The sequence below is a fragment of the Nannocystis sp. RBIL2 genome (assembly GCF_026626745.1).
Classification (GTDB): Bacteria; Myxococcota_A; Polyangia; order Nannocystales; family Nannocystaceae; genus Nannocystis.
Genome location: NZ_JAPNJW010000001.1, coordinates 4,601,774 through 4,621,809, shown reverse-complemented (window position 1 = coordinate 4,621,809; position 20,036 = coordinate 4,601,774). Strand labels below are relative to the sequence as shown.

The following is a 20,036-nucleotide window of genomic DNA, read 5'->3' as shown; positions in this document are numbered from 1 at the left end:
TGAGGCGGAGCGCCGTGAGCTTCGACCTCGCCATCGACGCCGAGCCGGAGGCCGCCGCACCCCAGGGCGACTTCCCCCCGGGCACGATCCTCGTAGACCGTTACCAGGTGCTGCAGGTCCTCGGCCGCGGCGGCATGGGCTCGGTCTATCTCGCCGAGCACGTCGAGGTCGGCCGCAAGGTCGCGATCAAGGTCCTGCTGCCGCAGTGGAGTCAGACCGACTCGATCGTCCGCAGGTTCCGCGCCGAGGCCCGCACCGCGAGCACGATCGGCCATCCGAACATCGTTCAAGTGTTCGACGCCGGCGCGCTGCCCGACCGCCGCCTGTTCCTGGTGATGGAGCACCTCGCCGGCCGCGACCTCGAGGCCGAGCTCATCGAGAACACCACGGTCGAGCCGCCGCGCCGCGCGTGCTCCATCATGCGCCAGATCGCCCTGGCCCTCGGGGCAGGTCACCGCGCCGGCATCGTCCACCGCGACCTCAAGCCGAGCAACATCATGCTCGTGCCGCAGGCCGGCGAAGAGGCCGTCAAGGTGCTCGACTTCGGCATCGCCGCCAACACCGGCCTCATCGTCGCCGGGGCCGAGCGCATCACCAGCCCCGGCTCGCTGATGGGCACGCCCGAGTACATGGCGCCCGAGCAGGCCACCAACATGCCCGCGCGACCGACCTTCGACGTCTACGCGATGGGCGTGATGCTGTTCGAGATGCTGACCGGCGACATCCCGTTCTCGGCCAGCAACGCGTTCGAACTGCTGGCCTTCAAGCTCAACCGCCCGGCGCCCTCGGTCGAGACCCGCCGCCCCGGCCTGCCGGCCGCGCTGGTCCGGCTGATCGCCGACTGCCTCGCCACCGACTCCAACGAGCGCCCGCGCGACGGTGACGCGGTCGCTGCCCGCCTCGACGCGATCTTGCAGGACATGCGGCGCGACTCGCAGAGCCGGCACAAGTCGGGGCCGACCTCGCCGGGCTCGAACTCGCAGCTGCCGCTGCAGGCGACGCTCACGGCCCCGATCCCGTCGGCCGCGGCGTCGCTGACGGCGGCCAAGCCGACGCCCGGGACCACGCTCGCGCCGCTGCGCCGCGAGGCCCCGCGCGGTCGCAACGCGACGATCGTGCTCGCGCTGCTCACCGTGTTGGGTCTCGTCACCGCGGTGTGGCTGCTGCGCGCCGGCCCCGAGACGCCGGCCGAGCTCGCGGCCGTGGTCCCGCCCGCGCCGCCGGTGGTCGATCCTGCACCTGTCCCCAAGGACATCTCGAAGCCCCCGCCCGCGATCGCGCCGCCGCCGACCGATCCGCCCGTGGTCGAGCCGCCGCCGACCGAGCCGACTCCGCCGGTCCCCGAGGGCACGACCGTGAAGCCCACCGCGAAGGCGGGCACGCGCCCCGGCAGCGACGCGCACATGAGCCCACGTTGCCAGCGGGTCCGCACGTCGGCGGAGGAGGCCCGCCGGACCCAGCGCTGGGCGATCTTGCGAGACTATACCCGTCAGCGCGAGTGCTGGGCCTCGAGCGCCGAGGCGCGCAAGCTCGAGACCAAGGCGTTGATGGAGCTCGGTGACTTCACAGGATGCATGTCCGTAGGGAAAGGTCTCAAAGACCAGGAGGCTCAAGGTTGGCTCAAGCTGTGCCAAAAGCGCGTCGGGGGCTGAGCCTCGTCTGCGCCCTGTCCGTCGCCGCGATCCCGTCCGCGCAGGTCCACGCCGCGCCCGCGCAGCCCCAGGCCGCGAAGGCGAGCCCGTCGACCACGACGCCCGCGAGCCCCACCACCGGCGCCGCCGATCCGTCGCTCAACGGGGAGACGATCGCCCGCGCGAGCCTGGCGATCGACACCAACGGGGCCGGCCCCGCGGGCCCCGTGATCCACGAGCGCCTCGACGAGGTCGGCAACCGCCAGCTGCGCCGCGCCGAGGTCCTGCCCGGCCGCGGCCCGCGCGACCCGTGGATCCGCATCATCGTGCGCGCGGTGCCAGGCGAGGAGCCGGGCTACGTGATCGCCTCCGGCCTCTACGTCGGCAGCGACCCGGTCGGCGACAGCGTCCACGAGACCGAGTGCCGTCTGTGCACGGAGGGCGAGGCGGTGGAGCGCGGGACGTCGGAGATCGAGCGCCTGGTCCCGTTCATCCGCGACTTCGCCCAGGCCGAGCGCGAGGCCCGGCTCAAGGCCGCCGCGCCGCCGCCCGAGCTGCCCAAGCCCGAGCCGCCGCCGCCGCCGAAAGGCCTCGGCGGCCGCGGCAAGGCCGGCGTGGCCCTGCTCGCCGTCGGCGGCGTCGGCTTCGTCGTCGGCCTCGGCCTGGCGATCAAGCAGCCGCGCCCCGACCCCGACATGCCGCTCTACTCGATCTCCACCCGCCCCGCCGGCGTGGCCACCCTCAGCATCGGCCTCGCCGCCGCGATCACCGGCGCCGTCCTGCTCGCGCTCGACCGCAAGGCCGCCCAGCGCCGCGTGTCCTGGCTGCCCAGCGTCGGCCGCGGCGCCGCCGGCCTGTCGCTGGCCGGCTCGTTCTGACCGTCGCATCCTAATTGACCTAAGAGACAGGTTGTTCGGAACATGTCCTGGAGAACATTCGCATTCGGGCTCGCCTTCTTCGCCGGGTGCTCGGTCCCCAACGTGAGCCACTGCGGCAACCAGTCCGGCGACGTCAGCTGCGCCGAGCGCGACCCGAACCGGCCGTTCTGCAACCTGTGCGAGGCCAGCAACGACGGCTGCGTGGCCGAGCCGGTGACCGTCGAGGCCTGCCGGCGCGAGTCCGACAGCGGCGCGGTCACGACCACCACCGGGACCCCGTCGACGACGATCCCCACGACCAGCGAGCCGCCGACGACCGGCACGTCGACGACGGCCACGGTCGACACGACCGAGGGGACGACGACGACGACGACGAGCACGAGCACGTCGACGAGCACGAGCACGTCGACGAGCACGAGCACCACCGACGACACGTCGACGACCACGACGACGACGCTCGACACGCTGACGGACACGCTGACGGACACCCTGACCGTCACGCTGACTGACACGACGACCGAGACGACGACCGACGCGACGACCGACACGACGACCATGCCCGGACCGACGTGCGGCAACGACCTCGCCGAGACCGGCGAGACCTGCGACGGCACCGACCTCAAGGGCAAGGAGTGCACGGACTTCCCCAACAACTACGGCGGCGGCGACCTCTCCTGCGCCGCCAACTGCAAGTCCTACAACTTCGCCGGCTGCTGCCGCCTGGCCGGCCAGAGCTGCAACAGCGGCGGCCAGTGCTGCAGCGGGTCCTGCGTGCTGTTCTCGTGCGGGTAGAGGGCGGGCGGGGGCTCTCGAATCCGCCCGCGTCGTCCGCTGCCGCGGCCAGCACGTCGAAGCCGGACGGAAAGTCGGCGCGCGTGAGCTAGGCCGCCGGCGCGTCGCTGCGGCAGGCGCGGCTCGGCGCGATGTCGGCGCTCGCGCGAGCGCATGTCGATTTGCACAGCGTCCTGTCAATCCTCCCCGCGAGGTGACTCGCGTGGCGCAGCGGACATCCGCGAGGACAAATCCCGAGCGCGTCGCCGGATCGAGTTCGTAGACGAGCGGCCCGAGCAAGCCTCGATCAGCGCGCCCGCCGGCTGTCCCACGCCATCCCGGCGGCCGTGATCGCCGCGCCCAGCCCCTCCCAGATCGCGGCGCCGACGAACACCTCCGGAGCTCTACCGGCGGCCATCAGGACGACGAACCCCAGGCACATGGACAGGCGGGCGGCCACCGTGAAGGCGATGAAGCCCGGCCAGGCGAGCGCCACCCCGAGCACGTAGAGGACGCCCATGTTGATCGCCGCGATAGACGTCGTCGCCACGACGGTCGGCGTGTAGTCGCCGGGCCCGCGGTGGTCGACGCGTTCGAAGCCCATCATGTCGAACTGGCTGTCGGGGCTGAGCAGTCCGAGGAGCCCCAGGAGGACGGCCAGCACGCCGAAAACCGCGACGGACCAGCCCGAGAACGAACGAGGGAGTACACGCACGAGGCACCTCCGGGCGGCCGGTCAGGGCGAGCGCGGCAGCGGGGACCGGCCCGGGCTGCTCCGCTGCGCACGACCGCCGCCGTTGCGATTTTACGAATTTACAAAACAGACTCATTCTGTAAAATTGTAAAAGTTGCCTGTGAGCCAGGAAGAGCGCGACCGCGAGCGGCGCCGCGTCATCATCGACGCCGCGCTCGCGTGCTTCCTGCAGTTCGGCTACGCCAAGACGACGCTCGAGGACATCGCCAGGCGGGCCAACCTCTCGCGGCCGCTCCTCTACCAAAAGTTCTCCAACAAGGACGCCATCTTCGCGGCGGCCCACGAGAGCGTGTTCGCGGGCCTCTATCCGCGGGTCGACGAGGTCCTCGCCGGGCGCGGCAGCAAGCAAGCCAAGCTCGCGCGGGTGTGCGAGCTCCTGCTGCTGGGGCCGTGGAAGCTCCTCGAGGGCGCGCCGATGGCGAAGGAGTTCCACGCCGCCTGTGCCACCCTCGCGCCTGCGATCGCCGAGAAGCACGTCAGGAAGCGGCAGTCGATCTTCCACCACATCTTCGGCGACCGGCTCGCGGCCGAGGTGTTCGCCTTCGCGCTGGACGGCCTGACCGTCGACACCCCGAGCCTCGCCGTCTTGCGCAAGCGGCTCGGCGTCCTCGTCGACCGCTTCGCGGCGTGACGGACTCGGCGAGCGTCGCGCGGTTCGGCGTCCTCGTCGAGCGCCGCGGACGTGAAGTCCTCGTCAACCCGTTTCGCGGCTCGCCATCCTCGCCGACAGCTTCGCGGACTGACGCCGCCAGAGTCAGCTCCCGACTGCGATGCGACGCAGTCACGGACCGTCGCCGAGCGGCCGCTGCTTCCGTCAGCTCTCGCCGAGCACCGCCGCCACGTACTCCGTGGGGGGCCGGGTGCGCAGCTCCGCCGCCGTGCCGCGGGCGGTGAGACGGCCGCCCTCGATCACCAGCAGCTCGTCGGCGAGGGCCACGGCGTCGCGCACGTCGTGGCTGACGATCACGCAGATCGCGGCGGCCTCGGCGAGCCAGCCGGCCAGCAGTCGGCGGGCCTGGGCGCGCGCCGACACGTCGAGCGCGGCCAGCGGCTCGTCGAGCAGGAGCAGGGCAGGGCGGGTGATCATCGCCCGCGCCAGGGCGACCCGCTGGGCCTGCCCGCCCGACAGGGCAGCCGGCCGGAGGTCGCCGACCTCGCCGACGCCGAGCCGCTCGAGCCACGCCTGCGCCTCGGCTCGCGCCCGCGCCCGGGCGACCCCGCGGGCCCGCAGCCCGTAGGCGACGTTGTCGCGCGCGCTCATGTGTCCGAACAGACAGTACCCCTGGAACATGACCCCGAGGCCACGTTCTTGCGGGCTCAGGCGCACGTGCGCGGCCGGGCGCTCGAGCGTGCGGCCGGCCAGCACCACCTCGCCGCGCGCGAGCGGGACCAGCCCGGCGAGCGCGTCGACCAGCGTCGACTTGCCGGCCCCGTTGGGCCCGAGCACCGCCACCGTCGCGCCCGGCGCCAGCGCGAACTGCAGCTCGAGCGAGAAAGTGCCGCGCTGCACCGCGATGTCGGCCGTCAGACCTGCGGCCGCAGTCATCGCCGCCGCGCTCCTCCGGCGTCCGCTGCCGGTGCATCGCCGAGCTCGTCGCGCGGGTCCTCCAGCACGAGCTGGTCGTGTACTGCTCGCGTGCTTCTGCGCGCCGCATGCTCGCGCGCGCCTCGCCGCGCGACCTCGTGGTGTACTGCTCGCATGCTTCTGCTGCGCGGCGCATGCTCGAGCGCGCCTCGCCGCGCGACCTCGCCGTGTTCTGCTCGCGTGCTTCTGCGCGCCGCATGCTCGATCGCACCTCGCCGCGCGACCTCGTCGGCATGCTCGCGCGCGCCTCGCCGCGCGACCTCGTGGTGTACTGCTCGCATGCTTCTGCTGCGCGGCGCATGCTCGAGCGCGCCTCGCCGCGCGACCTCGTCGAGCGCCCCGCTCCTGCCTCCGCCCGCGCCGTGCGCCCTCATCCCGCCCCTTTAAAAAAATGCCCGCGCAGGGCGGCGAGGAGGGCCAGGGACACTGCGAGGAGGATCAGGCTGAGGGCCACTGCGCCGTCGGGGCTGTCGTGCAGCGCCTCGTAGACCGCCAGCGGCATCGTCTGGGTGCGGCCCTGGAGGTTGCCGGCGAACGTGATCGTCGCGCCGAATTCTCCGAGGGCGCGAGCCCAGCACAGCGCCAGGCCGGCGATCAGGCTCGGGCGGATCGCGGGCAGCACCACCGTGCCGACGATCCGCAGCCGGCTCGCGCCGAGGGTCGCAGCCGCTTGCTCGAGGCGTGGGTCGAGCCCCCGCAGCGCGCCCTCGACGGTGATCACCAAAAACGGCGCCGCCACGAAGGTGGCCGCCAGCACCGCGGCGCCGGTGGTGTACGGCAAGATGACCCCGAGGCCATGTTCGAGGGCGCCGCCGAGCAAGCCGCGGCGCCCGAACGCGGCCAGCAGGGCCGTCCCCCCGACCACCGGGGGCAGCACCATCGGCAGGGTCACCAGGGCGCGCGCCAGGCCGCGGCCGGGGAACGGCAGCCGCGCCAGCGCGTACGCCAGCGGCAGCCCGAGCAGCAGCGACAGGCCGGCCGCGCACAGCGACACGTACAGCGACAGCCGCAGCGCCGTCTGCACCGACGGCGCCGCCAGCTGCCGCCACAGCTCGGCCGGTGCGACCCGCACCAGGAGCCCGAGCAGCGGCAGGGCGAAGAACACCACCGCCGCGCCGGCGAGCAGGCCGATCGCCAGGTGCGCGTGCCCCGGGCGACCGGGCTTTAAGGACATGTCGTCCAAGACAGGTACCTCGGGACAGCCCGGTCACGGCGGCAGGAAACCGCGCTTGCCGAGCGCCGCGGCCCCGGCCGGGCCGGCGACGCGGTCGACGAAGGCGCCGGCGAGGGCCTGCTGCGGGCTGTCGGCGAGGGCGGCGATCTCGTAGGCCGGCACGACGTCGTCGGCGCCGGCGAAGGCGATCGTGCGCACCTTGCCGGCCAGCTCCTGGGTGATGTCGGTGGCGTAGACGACCCCCGCGTCGGCCTCGCCGCCCGCGACCTTGCCGAGCACCCCGCGAACGTTCTCCTCGTTGGACACCACGTTGGCGAGCGCCGCGTCGCGCACCCCGGCGCGGCTCAGGGCCTCGCGCGCGTAGGCGCCGACCGGGACTGCCTCGCCGGCGAGCACCAGGCGCAGGCCGGGCCGCGTCAGGTCGGCCGGCCCCTGGATCGTCGTGTCGCCGGCGGGCGCGACGATCACCAGGCGGTTCCTGGCGAACACCCGCGCCGGCTGCATGCGGCCCGACGTCGTCGCGCGCTCCATCTGCGCCCGGTCGGCCGAGGCGAACACGTCGGCCGGCGCGCCGGCGACGATCTGCGCCGCCAGGATCTGCGAGCCCGCGAAGTTGAAGACCACGTCGACCTCCGGGTGCTCGGCCTCGAAGCCGGCCTCGAGGTCGGTGAAGGCTTCCTTCAAGGACATGGCCGCAGAGACATGTAGCTCGGTCTTGCCGGCGCCCGGGGAGGACGAGCAGCCGCCGAGCCCGACCGCGGCGAGCAGGACGACGCGGAGCGCGGGACCTCGGAGCCTGGTCATGCCGCGAAGCGTAGCGACGGCGCGCGCCGGCGGGCAAGCGCTTTGTAGGCGCCGCGGAGCCGCGGGCCGGCGACCGTCCGTGACGCGGTCAGGGTCCGCTGCTTCCTGCCGCGGCGTCGTCGCGTGAGGTCGGCGCTCGCCCAGCGCGGACGAAGAGGACGCTTGGGATGCCGACCTCGGCCGACTCGTTCGGCGACCTCGTCCGCGTCACGACGGCGACCTCGCGCTGCCGCATGCGCAAGCAGTCGCCGCCCTGCCGGCCTCAGCCGCGCTCGTCGAGCAGCGCCCGCGCGATCACCAGCTTCTGCACCTCGGTCGCGCCCTCGTAGATCCGGAGCGCGCGGATCTCCCGGTAAAGCCGCTCGGGCACCTGGCCCACGGTCACGCCGAGGCCGCCGAAGCTCTGCACTGCGCGGTCGATGGCGCGTTGCGCCGACTCGGTCGCGTGCATCTTCGCCATCGCCGCCATCTCCGACGTCGCGTGGCCGGCGTCGCGGGCTGCGGCGGCGCGGTAGACCAGCAGCTGCGCCGCCAGCTGTTCGGTCGCCAGGTCGGCGAGGGCGAACTGCAGGCCCTGCTGCTCGGCCAGCGGCTTGCCGAACTGGACCCGGCGCTTCAGGTGGCCGACCGTCTCGGCGAGCGCGCGGTCGGCCAGGCCGAGGGCCGCGGCGCCGACGCTGACGCGGAACACGTCGAGGTTGCCGAGCGCCAGCTTGAGCCCGGCGCCGGGCTCGCCGACGCGGTGGGCGTCGGGCACGAACACTCGCTCGAGCTTGACCGTGCCGATCGGGTGCGGCGCCAGGACGCGGGTGCGGATGACCGAAAGGCCAGGTGCGTCGCCGGCCACGAAGAACGCCGAGAAGCGCGGCTTGCCCTCGCCGGCCTCGCGGGCGAACACCACGTAGCTGTCGGCCAGGCCGGCGTTGCTGATGAAGCACTTGGTGCCCTCGAGCACCACCCCGCCCTCGGCCGGGGTCGCGGTGGTGCGCAGGTTCTTGACGTCGGACCCGGCCTCCGGCTCGGTCAACGCGAACGCGCACACCGTCGCCCCGCTGGCCACGCGCGGCAGGACGTAGCGGCGCAGCGGCTCGCTGGCGGCCAGCGCCAGCGGGTACGAGCCCAGGCCCTGCATCACGAAGGCGGTGTCGAGCGCCCCGCTCTCGCGCGCGAGCCACTGGCGGATCAGGCAGATCGCCGTCGACGACAGGCCGCCCGCGTGGCCTTCCTCGAGCTCGGCGCCGCCGTACGCGGACGGCACCACCCACTCGAGCAGCCCGGCCGTCGCCAGCCGCAGCAGGTAGGTCCGCGCCGCCGCGTCCTCGCCGGCCTCCTCGTCGACCGGCCGGGCCCGCAGGTCGGCCACGAAGGTCGCCAGCGCGTCCTCGAGCGGCCGCCAGCGCGGCCCGTCGAGCAGCCCGAGCGCCCGCTCGGTCACGTAGGGCGTCAGCAGCTGGTTCATCGGGACGTGCCTTTCGAGACGGACCAGGACGGGCCGACGCTCGGGTGAAGGATGTTCATCGGGACATGCTCCTCGGGACAGGGTCCGTCTGCGGGCGATCGGGCGGCGCGCCGGGGGGCGGGGCGGGCTCGGCCTCGACCTCCGCTGCATGTCCCCATGGACATGCCTTTGAAAACATGTGTCTCAGGACATGCTCCTAGCGCCAGCTCGGCGCTCGCTTCTGTTGGCGCGCCCGGTCGGCCTCGGCGAAGTCGGGGTGCTGCATGCAGACCGCCTGGGCCTGGGCCTCGGCCTCGATGGCCGCGGTGAAGTCCATGTCGAGCTCCTGCTGCAGCATCGTCTTGGTCATGCGGGCGGCGAAGTGGGGCCCGTCGGCGATGCGCTTGGCCAGCGCGAACGCGGCGCGGTCGACCGCGTCGCGGTCGGGCTCGTCGTCGACGACCTGGGTGGCCAGGCCGATCTGCGCGCAGCGGTCGGCCGGCACGCGGTCGCCGAGCAGCAGGATCTCGCTGGCGTGGCCGAGGCCGACCACCCGCGGCAGCAGCCAGCTCGCGCCCATGTCGGCGCCCGACAGGCCGACCTGCGGGAACAGGAACGCGAAGAACGAATTCTTGCCCATCACCCGCAGGTCGCTGGCGAGGGCCATCACCGCGCCGGCGCCGGCGGCCACGCGCTTGACGCTGGCGACGATCGGCAGCTTGCAGCGGCGCATGGCGTGGATCAGCTCCCCCGTCATCCGCGTGAACCGCAACAGCCCCTCGGTGTCGCGCTCGAACAGCCGGGTGATGATGTCGTCGACGTCGCCGCCGGCGCAGAACGCCCGCCCCGCGCCCTGCAGCACCAGCGCCCGCGCCCCGCCCTCCGCGTGCGCGCGGCGGTCGACCACCGTGAACAGGTCGGTGAGCTCGCGGTAGACCTGGAACGTCAGCGCGTTGAAGCGGTCGGGCCGCGTCAAGGTGATGACCCCGACGCGCTCGCGCTCCTCGTACGAAAAGCTCTCGGGCCGCGGCAGCGGCAGGTCGCGCAGGTCGGGGTCGGCGGGGCGGGTCACGGAAGCTCTGGTAGCACGGCGAGGCCCTGGATCTCCACCTTCGCCCGCGGTTCGAGCAGCGCCGCGACCTCGACCAGCGCCATCGCCGGGTAGTGGCGCCCCATCAGCTCGCGGTACGCGGCGCCGACGGCGGCCAGCTCGGCGATGTACTCGCGCTTGTCGGTCACGTAGACCGTCAGCGAGATCACGTGCTCCGGCCGCCCGCCCGCCGCCGTCACCACCGCGACCACGTTGGCCAGCGCCTGGCGGAATTGCGCCGCGAACGCGTCGGACACCAGCTGCTCGCGCGCGTCCCAGGCGATCATGCCGGCGATCGCCAGCAGCTCGCCGCGGGCCGCCATGCCGTTGCTGTAGCCCCGCGGCCGCGGCCAGCCGTCGGGGAGGATCGCGCGCGCGTGGACCGGGGCCTCGTCCGTCATCACTCCGGAGCTTCGCACGCGCTCCACAAATCCTCCATCCTTCGCCGCGGCCGGGCTGCTACCGTCGAACGAGAGCCCGCGCATGTCGACCCGTGAACGCAGCGCCCCCGCGGTCCTCGTGGTCGAGGACGACCCCGCGATCGCCGCCGGCATCGTGCGCGGGCTCAAGGGCGCGGGCTTCGACGTCGAGCTCGCGCACGACGGCCGCCGCGGCGCCGAGCTGGCGCTGGCGCGCCCGTTCGACCTCGTGGTCCTCGACCTCATGCTGCCCGAGCTCGGCGGCTTCGAGGTGCTCGAGCTGTGGCGCGGCCGGCTGTCGACCCCGGTGATCGTGCTGAGCGCTCGCACCGAGCTCGACGCCCGCCTGCAGGCCTTCGCCGGCGGCGCCGTCGACTACCTGCCCAAGCCGTTCTGGATCGAGGAGCTGCTGGCCCGCGTGCGCGCCCGCCTGCGCCTGCCCGACGCGGCCGCGCCGACGCGCACCTTCGGCTGGGACGGCGCGCTGCTCGACCTCGACGCCCGCACCGTCACCCTCGCCGGCGAACCGCTCGGCCTCACCGCCCACGAGTTCAACGTCCTCTTGTACCTGGTCGAAAGGCCAGCTCGTGCGATCACCCGGCGCCAGCTGGCCGAGGCCGCGCTGCCGGCCGGCGGCGACCGCAGCGAGCGGACGGTCGATTCGCACGTGGCCCGGATCCGCCGCAAGCTCGGCCCGGCGGGCGCGCGGATCGCCACGGTGTGGGGCATCGGCTACCGCTTCGACGCGCCGGAGCCGGCATGACCCGGATCTTGCGCGGCCTGTCCGGCCGCGTGTTCCTGGCCGCGGCGATCTGCGCCGGCCTCAGCGTCGCCCTCGTCGCGGTGGTGATGCCGTCGCTGTTCATCGAGCAGGCGATCAGGCGGATCGGCGCGCTCGCGCCCCAGCTCGACGCGATCTCGCTGGCCCAGTGCGAGCGCGACCCGGCCGCCTTCACCGCGCAGCACGGGCCGGAGCTCGAGCTCAACGTCTACGACGGCGACACCCTCGCGCCCGCGGTCTCCGGCGCCCCGCCGCTCGACCCGCAGCTGCTCGCGCGCCTGCAGGCCGGCGAGGCCGCGCCGACGCGCATGTACTTCTTCATCGACCCGTGGGGCGGCGCCAGCCTGCGCCGCGCCGCCGACCACGGCCCGTGCGCGCTGGTCCAGCTGCGCTGGAAGCTCAGCACCTCCGAGCGCCGCTACGCGCTGCTGATCATCTTCGGCCTGCTCGCCTTCAGCGTCGCCCTCACCGTCGGCCTCGCCAGCTTCTTCGCGGTGCGACCGATCGCCCTGCGCCTCGAGAAGCTGCGCCGCGCCACCGAGCAGGTCGGTCACGCCGCCGGCTACGCCTCCGCCGGCGACCCCGCGCGCGACGACCTCGGCCAGCTCTCGGCCCTGCTCGACCAGGCCCACGCGCGGATCGCCGCCGACGCCGCGCGCATGGAGGCCCGCCATCGCGCGCTCGAGCAGCACCTCGCCAACATCGCCCACGACCTGCGCACGCCGCTGGCGTCGCTGCAGATCGCGCTCGAGCAGCTGGCCGGAGGCGCGCGCCCGGCCGACGATCAGGGCCTGGTCCGCGGCTCCATCGGCGACGTCGTCTACATGGGCTCGCTGATCGACAACCTCTACCTCGCGTGCCGCCTGCAGGAGGGCGCCGACCCGCTGCACGGCGACCTGCGCGTGGATCTGTGCGCCGTCGTCGACCGCGTCACTCGTCGCTTCGCCGCGCTCGGCCGCACCCGCGGCATCGAGGTCCACGGCGCCCGCCCCGACGCCGCGCTGTGGGCCCGCTGCAACCCGGCGATGGCCGAGCAGGCGCTGGCCAACCTGGTCCACAACGCAGTGGCCCACGGCGACCCCGGCGGCCACGTGGCGATCCTGCTCGAAGAGACAGGTGCCGATTCGTTCAGCCTCACCGTCGTCGACGACGGTCCCGGCGTGCCCCCGGCCGACCTGCCGAAGATCGGCGAGCGGACGTTCCGTACCGACGAGGCCCGCCGCCGCGACCCGAAGGGCGGGGGCCTGGGCCTGGCGATCTCGCAAGAAGTGTGCAGCCGCGCCGGCTTCGTCCTGACCCTCGCCCGCGAGCAGCCCCGCGGCCTGCGAGCGACGATCCACGGCCCCGTCAGCGCCCCGCCGCGGGTCTCCACACTCTCTCCACAACTTGAGTGCTGAACTCGAAGCCATGCAGCGCATCACCGCGATCTTCCCGCTCGGCCTCCTCCTCGTCGCGTGCGGCGACGTCTCCGGCACCAGCGACGGCGGCAGCGACACGGCCGGCAGCTCGACCACCGGCGAGGCCGCGGCGGTCACCTACTGGCGCGACGTCAAGGCGGTCCTCGACGCCAAGTGCGTCGGCTGTCACAGCCCCGGCAACCTCGCCCCGTTCTCGCTCGCCTCGTACGCCGACGCCAGCGCGGTCGCCAGCGCCCTGCCGGCCTCGCTGATGGCCGGCACCATGCCCCCGTGGCCGCCCGACGCCGCCTGCGGCACCTACCTCCACGACCGCTCGATCGACGACGATACGCGCCAGGTCGTGCTCGACTGGGTCGAGCTCGGCGCGCCCGAGGGCGACCCCGCCGACGCGCCTCCGCCCGCACAGGCGCCCGAGCCGATCGAGTTCGACATCGACCTCCAGCTGCCCGAGCCCTACACCCCGACGATCGCGCCCGACGAGTACCGCTGCTTCCTGATGCCCTGGCCCGAAGACCAGGAGACCTTCGTGACCGCGCTCAGCGTGACGCCCGGCGAGCGGCAGATCGTGCATCACGTGATCGCCTTCGCCATCCCGCCCGAGCAGGCGGAGGCCTACCGCGCGCTCGACGAGGCCGACCCCGACCCCGGCTACCTGTGCTACGGCGGCCCGAGCGGCGGCAAGATCAACGACGGCCGCGTGCCCTGGCTCGGCGCCTGGGTCCCCGGCGGCGCCCCGGGCGACATGCCCGAAGGGACAGGCATCAAGGTGCAGCCGGGCTCCCTCGTCGCGGTGCAGATGCACTACCACACCTACCCGGGCGCGGGGCCCGATCAGTCGCGGATCCAGATCCGCACCGCCGCGAGCGTCGACCGGGTCGCGGTGATGATGCCGTTCACCAACCCGGCGTGGGTCCAGGGCAGCGAGCCGATGCTGATCCCCGCGGGCGAGGCCAGCGTCGTCCACAGCTTCGCCGCCGACGTCAGCAACTACCTCCCGCTGCTGTTCCCCGACGGCGGGCTTGCAGCCGGCGATCCCTTCGTCGTCCACGCCGCCGCGCTGCACATGCACACCCGCGGCGTGCGCGGCTCGCTGGCCATCACCGGCGGTCAGGACACCTGCCTTCTCGACATCCCGCGCTGGGACTTCAATTGGCAGGGCAGCTACCAGCTCACCGCCCCGGTGACGGTGCGCCCCGGCGATCAACTGCGCCTGGAGTGCGAGTGGGACAACACCGCCGCCAACCAGCCGGTCGAAGACGGGGTGCAGCAGCAAGCCAAGGACATCCTGTGGGGCGAGGGCACCGGCGACGAGATGTGCCTCGGCATCGTCTACGTCACCGGCAGCTGACTGCGGCGCCGACGAGCTGTTCGGAGGGACATGACTTCATGGACATGTCCGAAAGAACCTACTCGGCGTAGACCATCGCGCGCGTCATCCCGCCGTCGACCACGAAGTCCTGGCCGGTGACGAAGCCGGCGCGGTCCGACAACAGGAAAGCGACCATCGCCGCGACGTCGTCGGGCCGGCCGACCCGGCCCACGGGGTGCTGCGCGTGGTCGATCGGTCGCAGCGGCGGCGGCTCGGGGCGGCCCGGCCCGCGCTCTTCGCGGGTGTCGATCCACCCCGGGCTGACGCAGTTGACGCGGACCGCGGGGCCCAGGCTGCGCGCCAGCGCGTGCGTCAGCGCGACCAGCCCGCCCTTGCTGGCGGCGTACGCCTCGGTGTCGGGCTCGGACTGGTGCGCGCGCGTCGACGCGACGTTGACGATCGCCCCGCGCGTCGCCTGAAGGTGCGGCGCCGCGTGCTTGCAGCACAGCATCGGCCCGGTGAGGTTGACCGCCAGCACCCGCTCCCAGCGGGCCAGCGGCAGCGCCGTCAGCGGCCCGGCGTGAGGGTCGGCGACTGCCGCGTTGTTGACCAGAGCGTCGAGGCGACCGAGCCGCGTCAACGCCTCGGCGACCGCGGCCGCGACCTCGGCCTCGCGGCTCAGGTCGGCCTGCACGAACCATGCGGCGTCCGCTCGCGCGAGGGTCTGAAGCGCGTCCTCGCCGGCCTCGCGGTCGACGTCGACGAGGACCACGCGGTAGCCGTCGGCCAGCAGCGCGCGGGCGATCGCCCGCCCGATCCCGCGGCCCGCTCCGGTGACGATGGCGCCGCGCGTGGAGGGTGAAGAGTTCATGGCCCTGCATATCACTGCCCGCGCCCGCTGCCAGCGGCATCGGCGGCCCGCCGCGGCAGCGTCCGGGCGTCGCCGAAAGCTCGGGCGCGTCCGCTGCAGCCCGGCGCCACGACTTGCGAGCCGAGGCCGCAGCGGAGCCTCCGGGCGTCGCCGAGAGCTCGGCGGTCCGCTGCACCTCGTGCTTGGCCGGAGAGACCGCGCCTTGGATGCGGGTATCCTCCGTCGCGTGACGATCACCAAGACGCTGCTCAAGCGGATCCTCCGCGAAGTCGACGGCCTCGACGTCTTCGCCGCGGTCGACGACGCCGCGCTCGCCGAGTTCTCGCCGCGCGACGAGGGCGAGGGCTACGGCTTCGTGTACTGGAGTCGCGCGGCCGACCAGGCCTTCGACAACAAGGGCGCGCTGATCCGGTCCTTGCCGATGTGGTGGGGCACCTCGCGCGCCGAGCTGCAGACGGCCTTCGCGCGGCGCAAGCTGGTCGTGCGCATCGACGAGAGCGAGGCCAAGCGCGATGACTACGCCGAGCACGGCACGCTCGTCCTCAGCCCGCGCTCCGAGGCGGCGACCTCCGATCTCGTGAAGCTCATCGAAGTGTTCGCCGCGCTCGCCAAGCGCAAGGTGATCGCCCTCGCGTGCGCCGGCTCGACGCAGAGCGCGGGCTGGGAGATCGTCGCCGAGCGCGAGCGCGACCCGGAGCAGACCGCCGTGTTCTGGCACGAGCAGTCGCACGACGCCTTCGACGCGGTCGGGCGCTTGACCTCGAAGCTCCACCTGTACTGGCGCGGCGACGCCGGGCGCGTGTGCGACGCCCTGGTCGAGGCCGGCTTCGCGGTCGAGCGGCCGAAGTCGGAGAATCAGTCGATCGTGGTCCGGCCGACGAAGAGCCCGGCGCCTGACATCGAGCGCTTCGCCGACGCGCTGGCCGCCAACCCGGTCGCCGCCGCGGCCAAGCCCGCTCGCAAGCCGCGGGCCTCCGCGGGGCCGTTCGCGCCGCTGCACCGCTACCGCGGGCCGGACCGCACCAAGCCGATCCACCGCCTGCGCTTCGACCCGAGCGGCACCTGGCTGGTGGTCGCGCAGTCGCCCAACTACGGCGGCCCCGATCACCTGCTGAGCCGCGTCGACGTCGCTACCGGCGAGCGCCAGCGGACCTTCGCGCCGGAGTGCGACGCGTGGGAGTGCGGCGGCATCGACTTCCTGCCCGACGGCCGCATGGTCTTCAGCCTGCAGGACCAGGGCGTGCGCGTGTGGGTGTGGGAGCCGGACGGCGACGTCGAGCGCGAGCTCATGTGCGAGAAGTACTCGCACACGTCGAGCGTCTCGCTCTCGAGCGTCGACGCGGCCGGCACGACCGTCGCGGTGCCGACCGCCACCGGCGTCTCGCTGCGCACTGTCGCTTCGCCCGGCGCCAAGGAGTGGTCCGAGCGCGCGCGCGTCGGCGGGCCGCCCACCGACACCTATTCGCTGGCGCTGCTGTCTCCCGACGGCCGGCACGTCCTCTGGGGCGACTTCGGCGGCAGGGAGTTTCGCTGGGTCGACGTCGAGAGCGGACGCAAGCTGTGGAAGGCGCATCCGCTCGGCGTCCCGTGGGGCGGCGGGGCCACGGACGAGGTGCGCTTCGATCCTGCAGGCGAGCACCTGGTCGCGCTGTGCCGGATGAGCGGTTGGTCGGCCGAGGCGCAGTCGCTGCGGAGCTACGCGCTCGCCACCGGCAAGCCCGCCCACGCCGCGCTCGAGAAAGCGAGCCAGGGCGTGACGACCTTCGCCTTCCACCCCGACGGCGCCCGCGTGGCGATCGGCAAGCTCGACGGCCAGGTCGTGCTGCTCGCCTATCCGGGCGGCGAGGTCCTGGCCAGCCAGAAGGTGCTCGACAAGACGGGCCGTGTCACCGCGATCGCCTTCGACCCCGCCGGCGCGCGCATGGTCGTGGGCTCGGAGAAGGGCGAGATCGCCGTGCTCGCAGTGCCCGCGCGCGCGTGACGGGCGGCGAGTATCCGCCGCGGACCGAGGACTCGCCGTCATTGTCGAGAAGGGGCGTGTGCAGCTCTGGCCGTCGTTCACATGCCCCACCAACTGCTCCAGAGGACCTGTGCCATCGAAGCCGACGACGCCGGAGACGCAATGACACCGCGAGAGCACCTGCACCACGTGGTGCTTCGTCCACGCCCTCCCGCTTCCGCTCGGCTCAGCGTCGGCGACCCGGCACGCGCTCGGCCTGGGCGATGCTCTTCACGGTGAGCCCCGGCAAACACTCTCCATCGCGGGAGCAGACGAGGGCGCGTGCGTGCAACCAGCGGGTGCGTCGGCGGATGCTCTCTTGCAGGACTCCGGTCCCGATACTCTCCCGCTGACGCCTCACCTTGACCGGGCCAGCAAGCCCGGCGTGCTCGATCCACAACACGACCCAAACATTCCCCTTCTCAACGGAGAGCGCGAGCCGGGCCTGCTTCCAGTCCGGATCTCGAGCTGCTCGCGCCGCTCCGATGAGCCCCGCCACGGTATCGCGAACCTTGGCGCCGACAAGCTCGGCCAACCTTTCACCGCTGTTCTCGACCTTGTCGCGCGTCGAGCCGCGGTCTTCACTCGTGCGATAGTCCTTTACTTCGATAAAAAAGAGGTTGGGCTTGCCGGCTCGCACACCGACGAAGTCGACGCCGTGCGAACCGGGGACCCAATCGCGCAGCGTCAGGAACACCGACTCCGTGTCCCACTGGCGAGCGATCGTCCAGGTCGCATCGAAGGTGAAGTCGAGGTCTTCCTCGCGAAAAGTTCGGGCCGGATCGGTCATGACTTCTTCGCGGCCTTCTTCTTCGCGGCCAGCTTCTTCGCGGACTGCTTCTTCGCGGACTGCTGTCTCGGCGGTCGTTCGGCCGACGCCTTCCTCGTTCGGACCTTGTTGGGCGCCCGGCGCGCTGGAGTCGTCGTAGAGGCCCTGCGGACCGGTTTTCCGGACGGCTTTGCTGGGGGCGCTTCGCCTGTCATGTCGCGCCACGAATAGGCACGTTCGTCGTCGTAGTAGCTCGCGAACTCGTCGAGGATGGCGTTGTGTTCGATGTCGGCGAGCGTAGCGCCGGTCTCGACCTCGACCGCAGCGGCTGATTTCGGTCGATACAGCGAGAAAAAGCGGATCGGGACCGCCGACTCGAGCGCGTGCTCGGCCGGTTGTGAAAGGCGGTGCAACAACAAGAAGTCGTGGCTGGCCAGGAACACCTGCACGCCCGCGCGTGCGAGCGCGCGCACGAACTCGACCACCTGCACCACGAGCCGCGGGTTCAGGCTGGCCTCGGGCTCGTCCCAGAACAATACAGTGTCGCGTGTCAGCGAACCGTTCGCGACCAGATAGGCGAGGCCGGCGATCTTCCGCAGCCCTTCGGCGAGCAGGTGGGCCTCCGTCTCGGCGTCGCCTTGTTGGACGTAGAAGCGATCGCCCTTCAGCAATACTTTCCCGCCCAGGATCTTCTCCAACGGTGCGAGCAGGTCGCGAACGGCTTCTGCACGAGCTCCCCTGAGCGGGGCTGCCCCGAGGGCTTTGCAGATGTCGTAGTGCGTCTCGTCGAAGTCGAGCTCGCGGCTCTCGTAGGCCGCCACAAAGCCCTTGTACATCGCCAGGACTTCGCGGGGCGGGACGAACAAGGTGGGTTGCGAGCGCAGGCTAGAGACCACCGACAAGTAGTCGGCGCCCCGCTGCTTGCAGCGCATTTCCAGCCCTTCGCCACCAACAGCGAGGAGCTGGAGCGCCCAAAATTTTTCGCTGCGACGGATCAATCGATGGAGTTCGTGCGAATCCGGGCGAAAAACCGTCGCGATTTTGATGAAATACCGGGCTTCAGGGCGGATCTCGCTGGTCGGTGCGGTCTTCTTGAACTCCGCAACCTCTGCGGCCCCACGCAGCGCCACGTACATCGCCTTGAGCACGTGCGACTTCCCCGTCCCGTTCTCGCCCATGAGCACGTTGATCCCCGGGCAGAACTCGAAGCTGGCCTGCTTGAAGACCGTGAAGTCCGTGAGCTGGAGGCGGGCGATGGGCATGAACGCCGGGCAGCATGCCACCGACATCCGGGCCTGTCACGGGACCGAGCCTGGGGAGCGACTCATGCGGCCGTTCGCTCGCTCTCGGCGAGATACGCGGGCGCCTCGAGCGGAACTCAGGCGCGCTCAGCCTCCGCTCGACGCTCCCGTCGACGTCCAGCAGTCGGTCTCGCAGGCCTCGCACTCGACCCGGCAGTCCTCGAGCTTTTTAAAGGGCACCACCTCACCGCCGCACGTGCCGTAATCGAACGACTTGCACGTCATCGACGTCGGGTCGAAGTAGTAGCCGACGAACATGTTGTCGCACTCGGTGGCCTTCGGCTCGAGCGCGCACGGGCCGACGGGGCCGCCGGTGGTGGTGGTGGTCGCGGTCTCGCCCGCGGTCTCGCTCGTCTGCGGGCCGCAGGCGAGCGCGGCGCAAGCGAGCAGGGCTGCGCGGATGTTCGGGTCCTCATGCCTATGTCCTTCGAGCCAGGTAATAAGGAAGGGGCGGGGCCGCGCGGGGCCGCGCATGCCTTCACGACAGGTTGAGCGAGTAGCCGAGGGTCATCGGGTTGCCGTCGCTGGTCTTGTTGAACTTCCAGCCCTTGGCCTTCTCCTCGATGCAGGAGGTGATGCTGGCCTCCTTGATCGTGCTCGTGTCGGTGAACTTGATCGCGGACACCGAGCCGTCGCCGGCCACCGTGACGTCGAGGGCGAGCTTGCCCGCCAGGTCGGGCTTCGCCTCCTTGGCCTGGGCGAAGCAATCGGCGACGTCGCCCTGCCTGGCCTGCATCGCCTCCTCGAAGGTGTCGGCGGTGAGAGGCTCTTCGCTGGCGCCGTCCGACCCGCCGCCTCCGTTGCTGCCCCCGCCCTCGCCTGCGGCTGCATCACCGCCGCCGGCGCCGTCGGGGGGCGTGGTCGCTTCCTTCTTGCAGCTCGGCAGGGCGACGAGGGTGGCGAGAGAGAGCGCGAGGGTCCACGAGGTCCGCTGGTTCATGTCAACGCTTTTATCACGGCCCGAGGGGAGGATCTCGGCGCGATCTGTACCTGCAAGGATGTGCCCCTCGGGTCAGTCGACTTTTACGGGGATGTCCCGATCGC

General features: G+C 72.3%; 20 protein-coding genes. 8 read left to right on the top strand and 12 right to left on the bottom strand.

The features are described 5' to 3' along the window. Positions 1–14 precede the first annotated feature (14 nt). The 3 genes from OV090_RS18150 to OV090_RS18140 are packed head-to-tail and all read left to right on the top strand — an operon-like array spanning position 15 to position 3,301. Complete coding sequence (locus OV090_RS18150; RefSeq protein ID WP_267704982.1) at positions 15–1,652, top strand: serine/threonine-protein kinase; 1,638 nt, start codon at positions 15–17, stop codon at positions 1,650–1,652. Then, the gene (locus OV090_RS18145; RefSeq protein ID WP_267704981.1) at positions 1,628–2,509 is read left to right on the top strand and encodes a hypothetical protein; all 882 of its coding nucleotides are present in this window, start codon (positions 1,628–1,630) and stop codon (positions 2,507–2,509) included. The genes OV090_RS18150 and OV090_RS18145 overlap by 25 nt, the downstream gene beginning before the upstream one ends. Positions 2,510–2,551: 42 nt before the next feature. Further along, on the top strand, positions 2,552–3,301 hold the full coding sequence (locus OV090_RS18140; RefSeq protein ID WP_267704980.1) for a hypothetical protein: 750 nt from the start codon (positions 2,552–2,554) through the stop codon (positions 3,299–3,301). Positions 3,302–3,587: 286 nt separating this feature from the next. Here OV090_RS18140 and OV090_RS18135 read toward each other — a convergent pair whose 3' ends face one another. After that, positions 3,588–3,995, bottom strand: a complete 408-nt coding sequence (locus OV090_RS18135; protein ID WP_267704979.1) for a hypothetical protein — start codon at positions 3,993–3,995, stop codon at positions 3,588–3,590. 139 nt (positions 3,996–4,134) lie between these two features. Here OV090_RS18135 and OV090_RS18130 point away from each other — a divergent pair, with 139 nt between their 5' ends. Next, positions 4,135–4,665: a TetR/AcrR family transcriptional regulator gene (locus tag OV090_RS18130; protein ID WP_267704978.1), complete on the top strand. Its 531-nt coding sequence runs from the start codon at positions 4,135–4,137 to the stop codon at positions 4,663–4,665. Between the two features lie 183 nt (positions 4,666–4,848). Here the strand turns inward: OV090_RS18130 and OV090_RS18125 are convergent, their stop codons facing one another. The 6 genes from OV090_RS18125 to OV090_RS18100 all read right to left on the bottom strand — a co-directional run bounded on the left by OV090_RS18125 (position 4,849) and on the right by OV090_RS18100 (position 10,526). Beyond that, positions 4,849–5,580, bottom strand: coding sequence for an ABC transporter ATP-binding protein (locus OV090_RS18125; protein ID WP_267704977.1), 732 nt, complete (start codon positions 5,578–5,580; stop codon positions 4,849–4,851). A gap of 409 nt (positions 5,581–5,989) precedes the next feature. Further along, positions 5,990–6,793, bottom strand: a complete 804-nt coding sequence (locus tag OV090_RS18120; protein ID WP_267704976.1) for an ABC transporter permease — start codon at positions 6,791–6,793, stop codon at positions 5,990–5,992. Positions 6,794–6,826: 33 nt separating this feature from the next. Continuing rightward, entirely contained in the window at positions 6,827–7,597 is a 771-nt protein-coding gene (gene modA / locus OV090_RS18115; RefSeq protein WP_267704975.1) for a molybdate ABC transporter substrate-binding protein, read from the bottom strand. A 262-nt stretch (positions 7,598–7,859) separates the two neighbouring features. Next, entirely contained in the window at positions 7,860–9,056 is a 1,197-nt protein-coding gene (locus OV090_RS18110) for an acyl-CoA dehydrogenase family protein (protein ID WP_267704974.1), read from the bottom strand. 196 nt (positions 9,057–9,252) lie between these two features. Beyond that, positions 9,253–10,107, bottom strand: a complete 855-nt coding sequence (locus tag OV090_RS18105) for an enoyl-CoA hydratase family protein (RefSeq protein WP_267704973.1) — start codon at positions 10,105–10,107, stop codon at positions 9,253–9,255. Continuing rightward, positions 10,104–10,526: a RidA family protein gene (locus OV090_RS18100; RefSeq protein WP_267704972.1), complete on the bottom strand. Its 423-nt coding sequence runs from the start codon at positions 10,524–10,526 to the stop codon at positions 10,104–10,106. Before OV090_RS18100 ends, OV090_RS18105 begins: the two co-directional genes overlap by 4 nt. A gap of 82 nt (positions 10,527–10,608) precedes the next feature. Here OV090_RS18100 and OV090_RS18095 point away from each other — a divergent pair, with 82 nt between their 5' ends. The 3 genes from OV090_RS18095 to OV090_RS18085 are packed head-to-tail and all read left to right on the top strand — an operon-like array spanning position 10,609 to position 14,091. Beyond that, positions 10,609–11,307: a response regulator transcription factor gene (locus OV090_RS18095; protein WP_267704971.1), complete on the top strand. Its 699-nt coding sequence runs from the start codon at positions 10,609–10,611 to the stop codon at positions 11,305–11,307. Beyond that, positions 11,304–12,722, top strand: a complete 1,419-nt coding sequence (locus tag OV090_RS18090) for a HAMP domain-containing sensor histidine kinase (RefSeq protein WP_267704970.1) — start codon at positions 11,304–11,306, stop codon at positions 12,720–12,722. The genes OV090_RS18095 and OV090_RS18090 overlap by 4 nt, the downstream gene beginning before the upstream one ends. Before the next feature lie 10 nt (positions 12,723–12,732). Continuing rightward, positions 12,733–14,091 (top strand): monooxygenase, encoded by a 1,359-nt coding sequence (locus OV090_RS18085; RefSeq protein WP_267704969.1) that lies wholly within the window; start codon positions 12,733–12,735, stop codon positions 14,089–14,091. A 58-nt stretch (positions 14,092–14,149) separates the two neighbouring features. Here OV090_RS18085 and OV090_RS18080 read toward each other — a convergent pair whose 3' ends face one another. Beyond that, positions 14,150–14,923 (bottom strand): SDR family oxidoreductase, encoded by a 774-nt coding sequence (locus OV090_RS18080; RefSeq protein WP_267704968.1) that lies wholly within the window; start codon positions 14,921–14,923, stop codon positions 14,150–14,152. Positions 14,924–15,149: 226 nt separating this feature from the next. Between OV090_RS18080 and OV090_RS18075 the strand changes: the two genes are divergently transcribed. Further along, positions 15,150–16,904: a hypothetical protein gene (locus OV090_RS18075; protein ID WP_267704967.1), complete on the top strand. Its 1,755-nt coding sequence runs from the start codon at positions 15,150–15,152 to the stop codon at positions 16,902–16,904. Positions 16,905–17,109: 205 nt separating this feature from the next. Here OV090_RS18075 and OV090_RS18070 read toward each other — a convergent pair whose 3' ends face one another. From OV090_RS18070 to OV090_RS18055, 4 genes are all read right to left on the bottom strand, one after another. Further along, positions 17,110–17,712, bottom strand: coding sequence for a hypothetical protein (locus OV090_RS18070; protein ID WP_267704966.1), 603 nt, complete (start codon positions 17,710–17,712; stop codon positions 17,110–17,112). Further along, a complete protein-coding gene (locus OV090_RS18065; protein WP_267704965.1) occupies positions 17,709–18,953 on the bottom strand; it encodes an ATP-binding protein in 1,245 nt (414 codons plus the stop codon). Before OV090_RS18065 ends, OV090_RS18070 begins: the two co-directional genes overlap by 4 nt. A gap of 126 nt (positions 18,954–19,079) precedes the next feature. Then, positions 19,080–19,466: a BPTI/Kunitz domain-containing protein gene (locus OV090_RS18060; RefSeq protein WP_267704964.1), complete on the bottom strand. Its 387-nt coding sequence runs from the start codon at positions 19,464–19,466 to the stop codon at positions 19,080–19,082. Positions 19,467–19,470: 4 nt separating this feature from the next. Further along, positions 19,471–19,932, bottom strand: coding sequence for an AgmX/PglI C-terminal domain-containing protein (locus OV090_RS18055; protein WP_267704963.1), 462 nt, complete (start codon positions 19,930–19,932; stop codon positions 19,471–19,473). Positions 19,933–20,036: the final 104 nt, after the last annotated feature.

Bases quoted from the DNA above. Each gene is read 5' to 3' on its own strand.
- OV090_RS18140 (WP_267704980.1), top strand. From the start codon at position 2,552: ATGTCCTGGAGAACATTCGCATTCGGGCTCGCCTTCTTCGCCGGGTGC.
- OV090_RS18125 (WP_267704977.1), bottom strand. From the start codon at position 5,580: ATGACTGCGGCCGCAGGTCTGACGGCCGACATCGCGGTGCAGCGCGGC.
- OV090_RS18120 (WP_267704976.1), bottom strand. From the start codon at position 6,793: ATGTCCTTAAAGCCCGGTCGCCCGGGGCACGCGCACCTGGCGATCGGC.
- modA (WP_267704975.1), bottom strand. From the start codon at position 7,597: ATGACCAGGCTCCGAGGTCCCGCGCTCCGCGTCGTCCTGCTCGCCGCG.
- OV090_RS18110 (WP_267704974.1), bottom strand. From the start codon at position 9,056: ATGAACCAGCTGCTGACGCCCTACGTGACCGAGCGGGCGCTCGGGCTG.
- OV090_RS18100 (WP_267704972.1), bottom strand. From the start codon at position 10,526: ATGACGGACGAGGCCCCGGTCCACGCGCGCGCGATCCTCCCCGACGGC.
- OV090_RS18095 (WP_267704971.1), top strand. From the start codon at position 10,609: ATGTCGACCCGTGAACGCAGCGCCCCCGCGGTCCTCGTGGTCGAGGAC.
- OV090_RS18090 (WP_267704970.1), top strand. From the start codon at position 11,304: ATGACCCGGATCTTGCGCGGCCTGTCCGGCCGCGTGTTCCTGGCCGCG.
- OV090_RS18085 (WP_267704969.1), top strand. From the start codon at position 12,733: ATGCAGCGCATCACCGCGATCTTCCCGCTCGGCCTCCTCCTCGTCGCG.
- OV090_RS18080 (WP_267704968.1), bottom strand. From the start codon at position 14,923: ATGAACTCTTCACCCTCCACGCGCGGCGCCATCGTCACCGGAGCGGGC.
- OV090_RS18070 (WP_267704966.1), bottom strand. From the start codon at position 17,712: ATGACCGATCCGGCCCGAACTTTTCGCGAGGAAGACCTCGACTTCACC.
- OV090_RS18065 (WP_267704965.1), bottom strand. From the start codon at position 18,953: ATGCCCATCGCCCGCCTCCAGCTCACGGACTTCACGGTCTTCAAGCAG.
- OV090_RS18060 (WP_267704964.1), bottom strand. From the start codon at position 19,466: ATGCGCGGCCCCGCGCGGCCCCGCCCCTTCCTTATTACCTGGCTCGAA.
- OV090_RS18055 (WP_267704963.1), bottom strand. From the start codon at position 19,932: ATGAACCAGCGGACCTCGTGGACCCTCGCGCTCTCTCTCGCCACCCTC.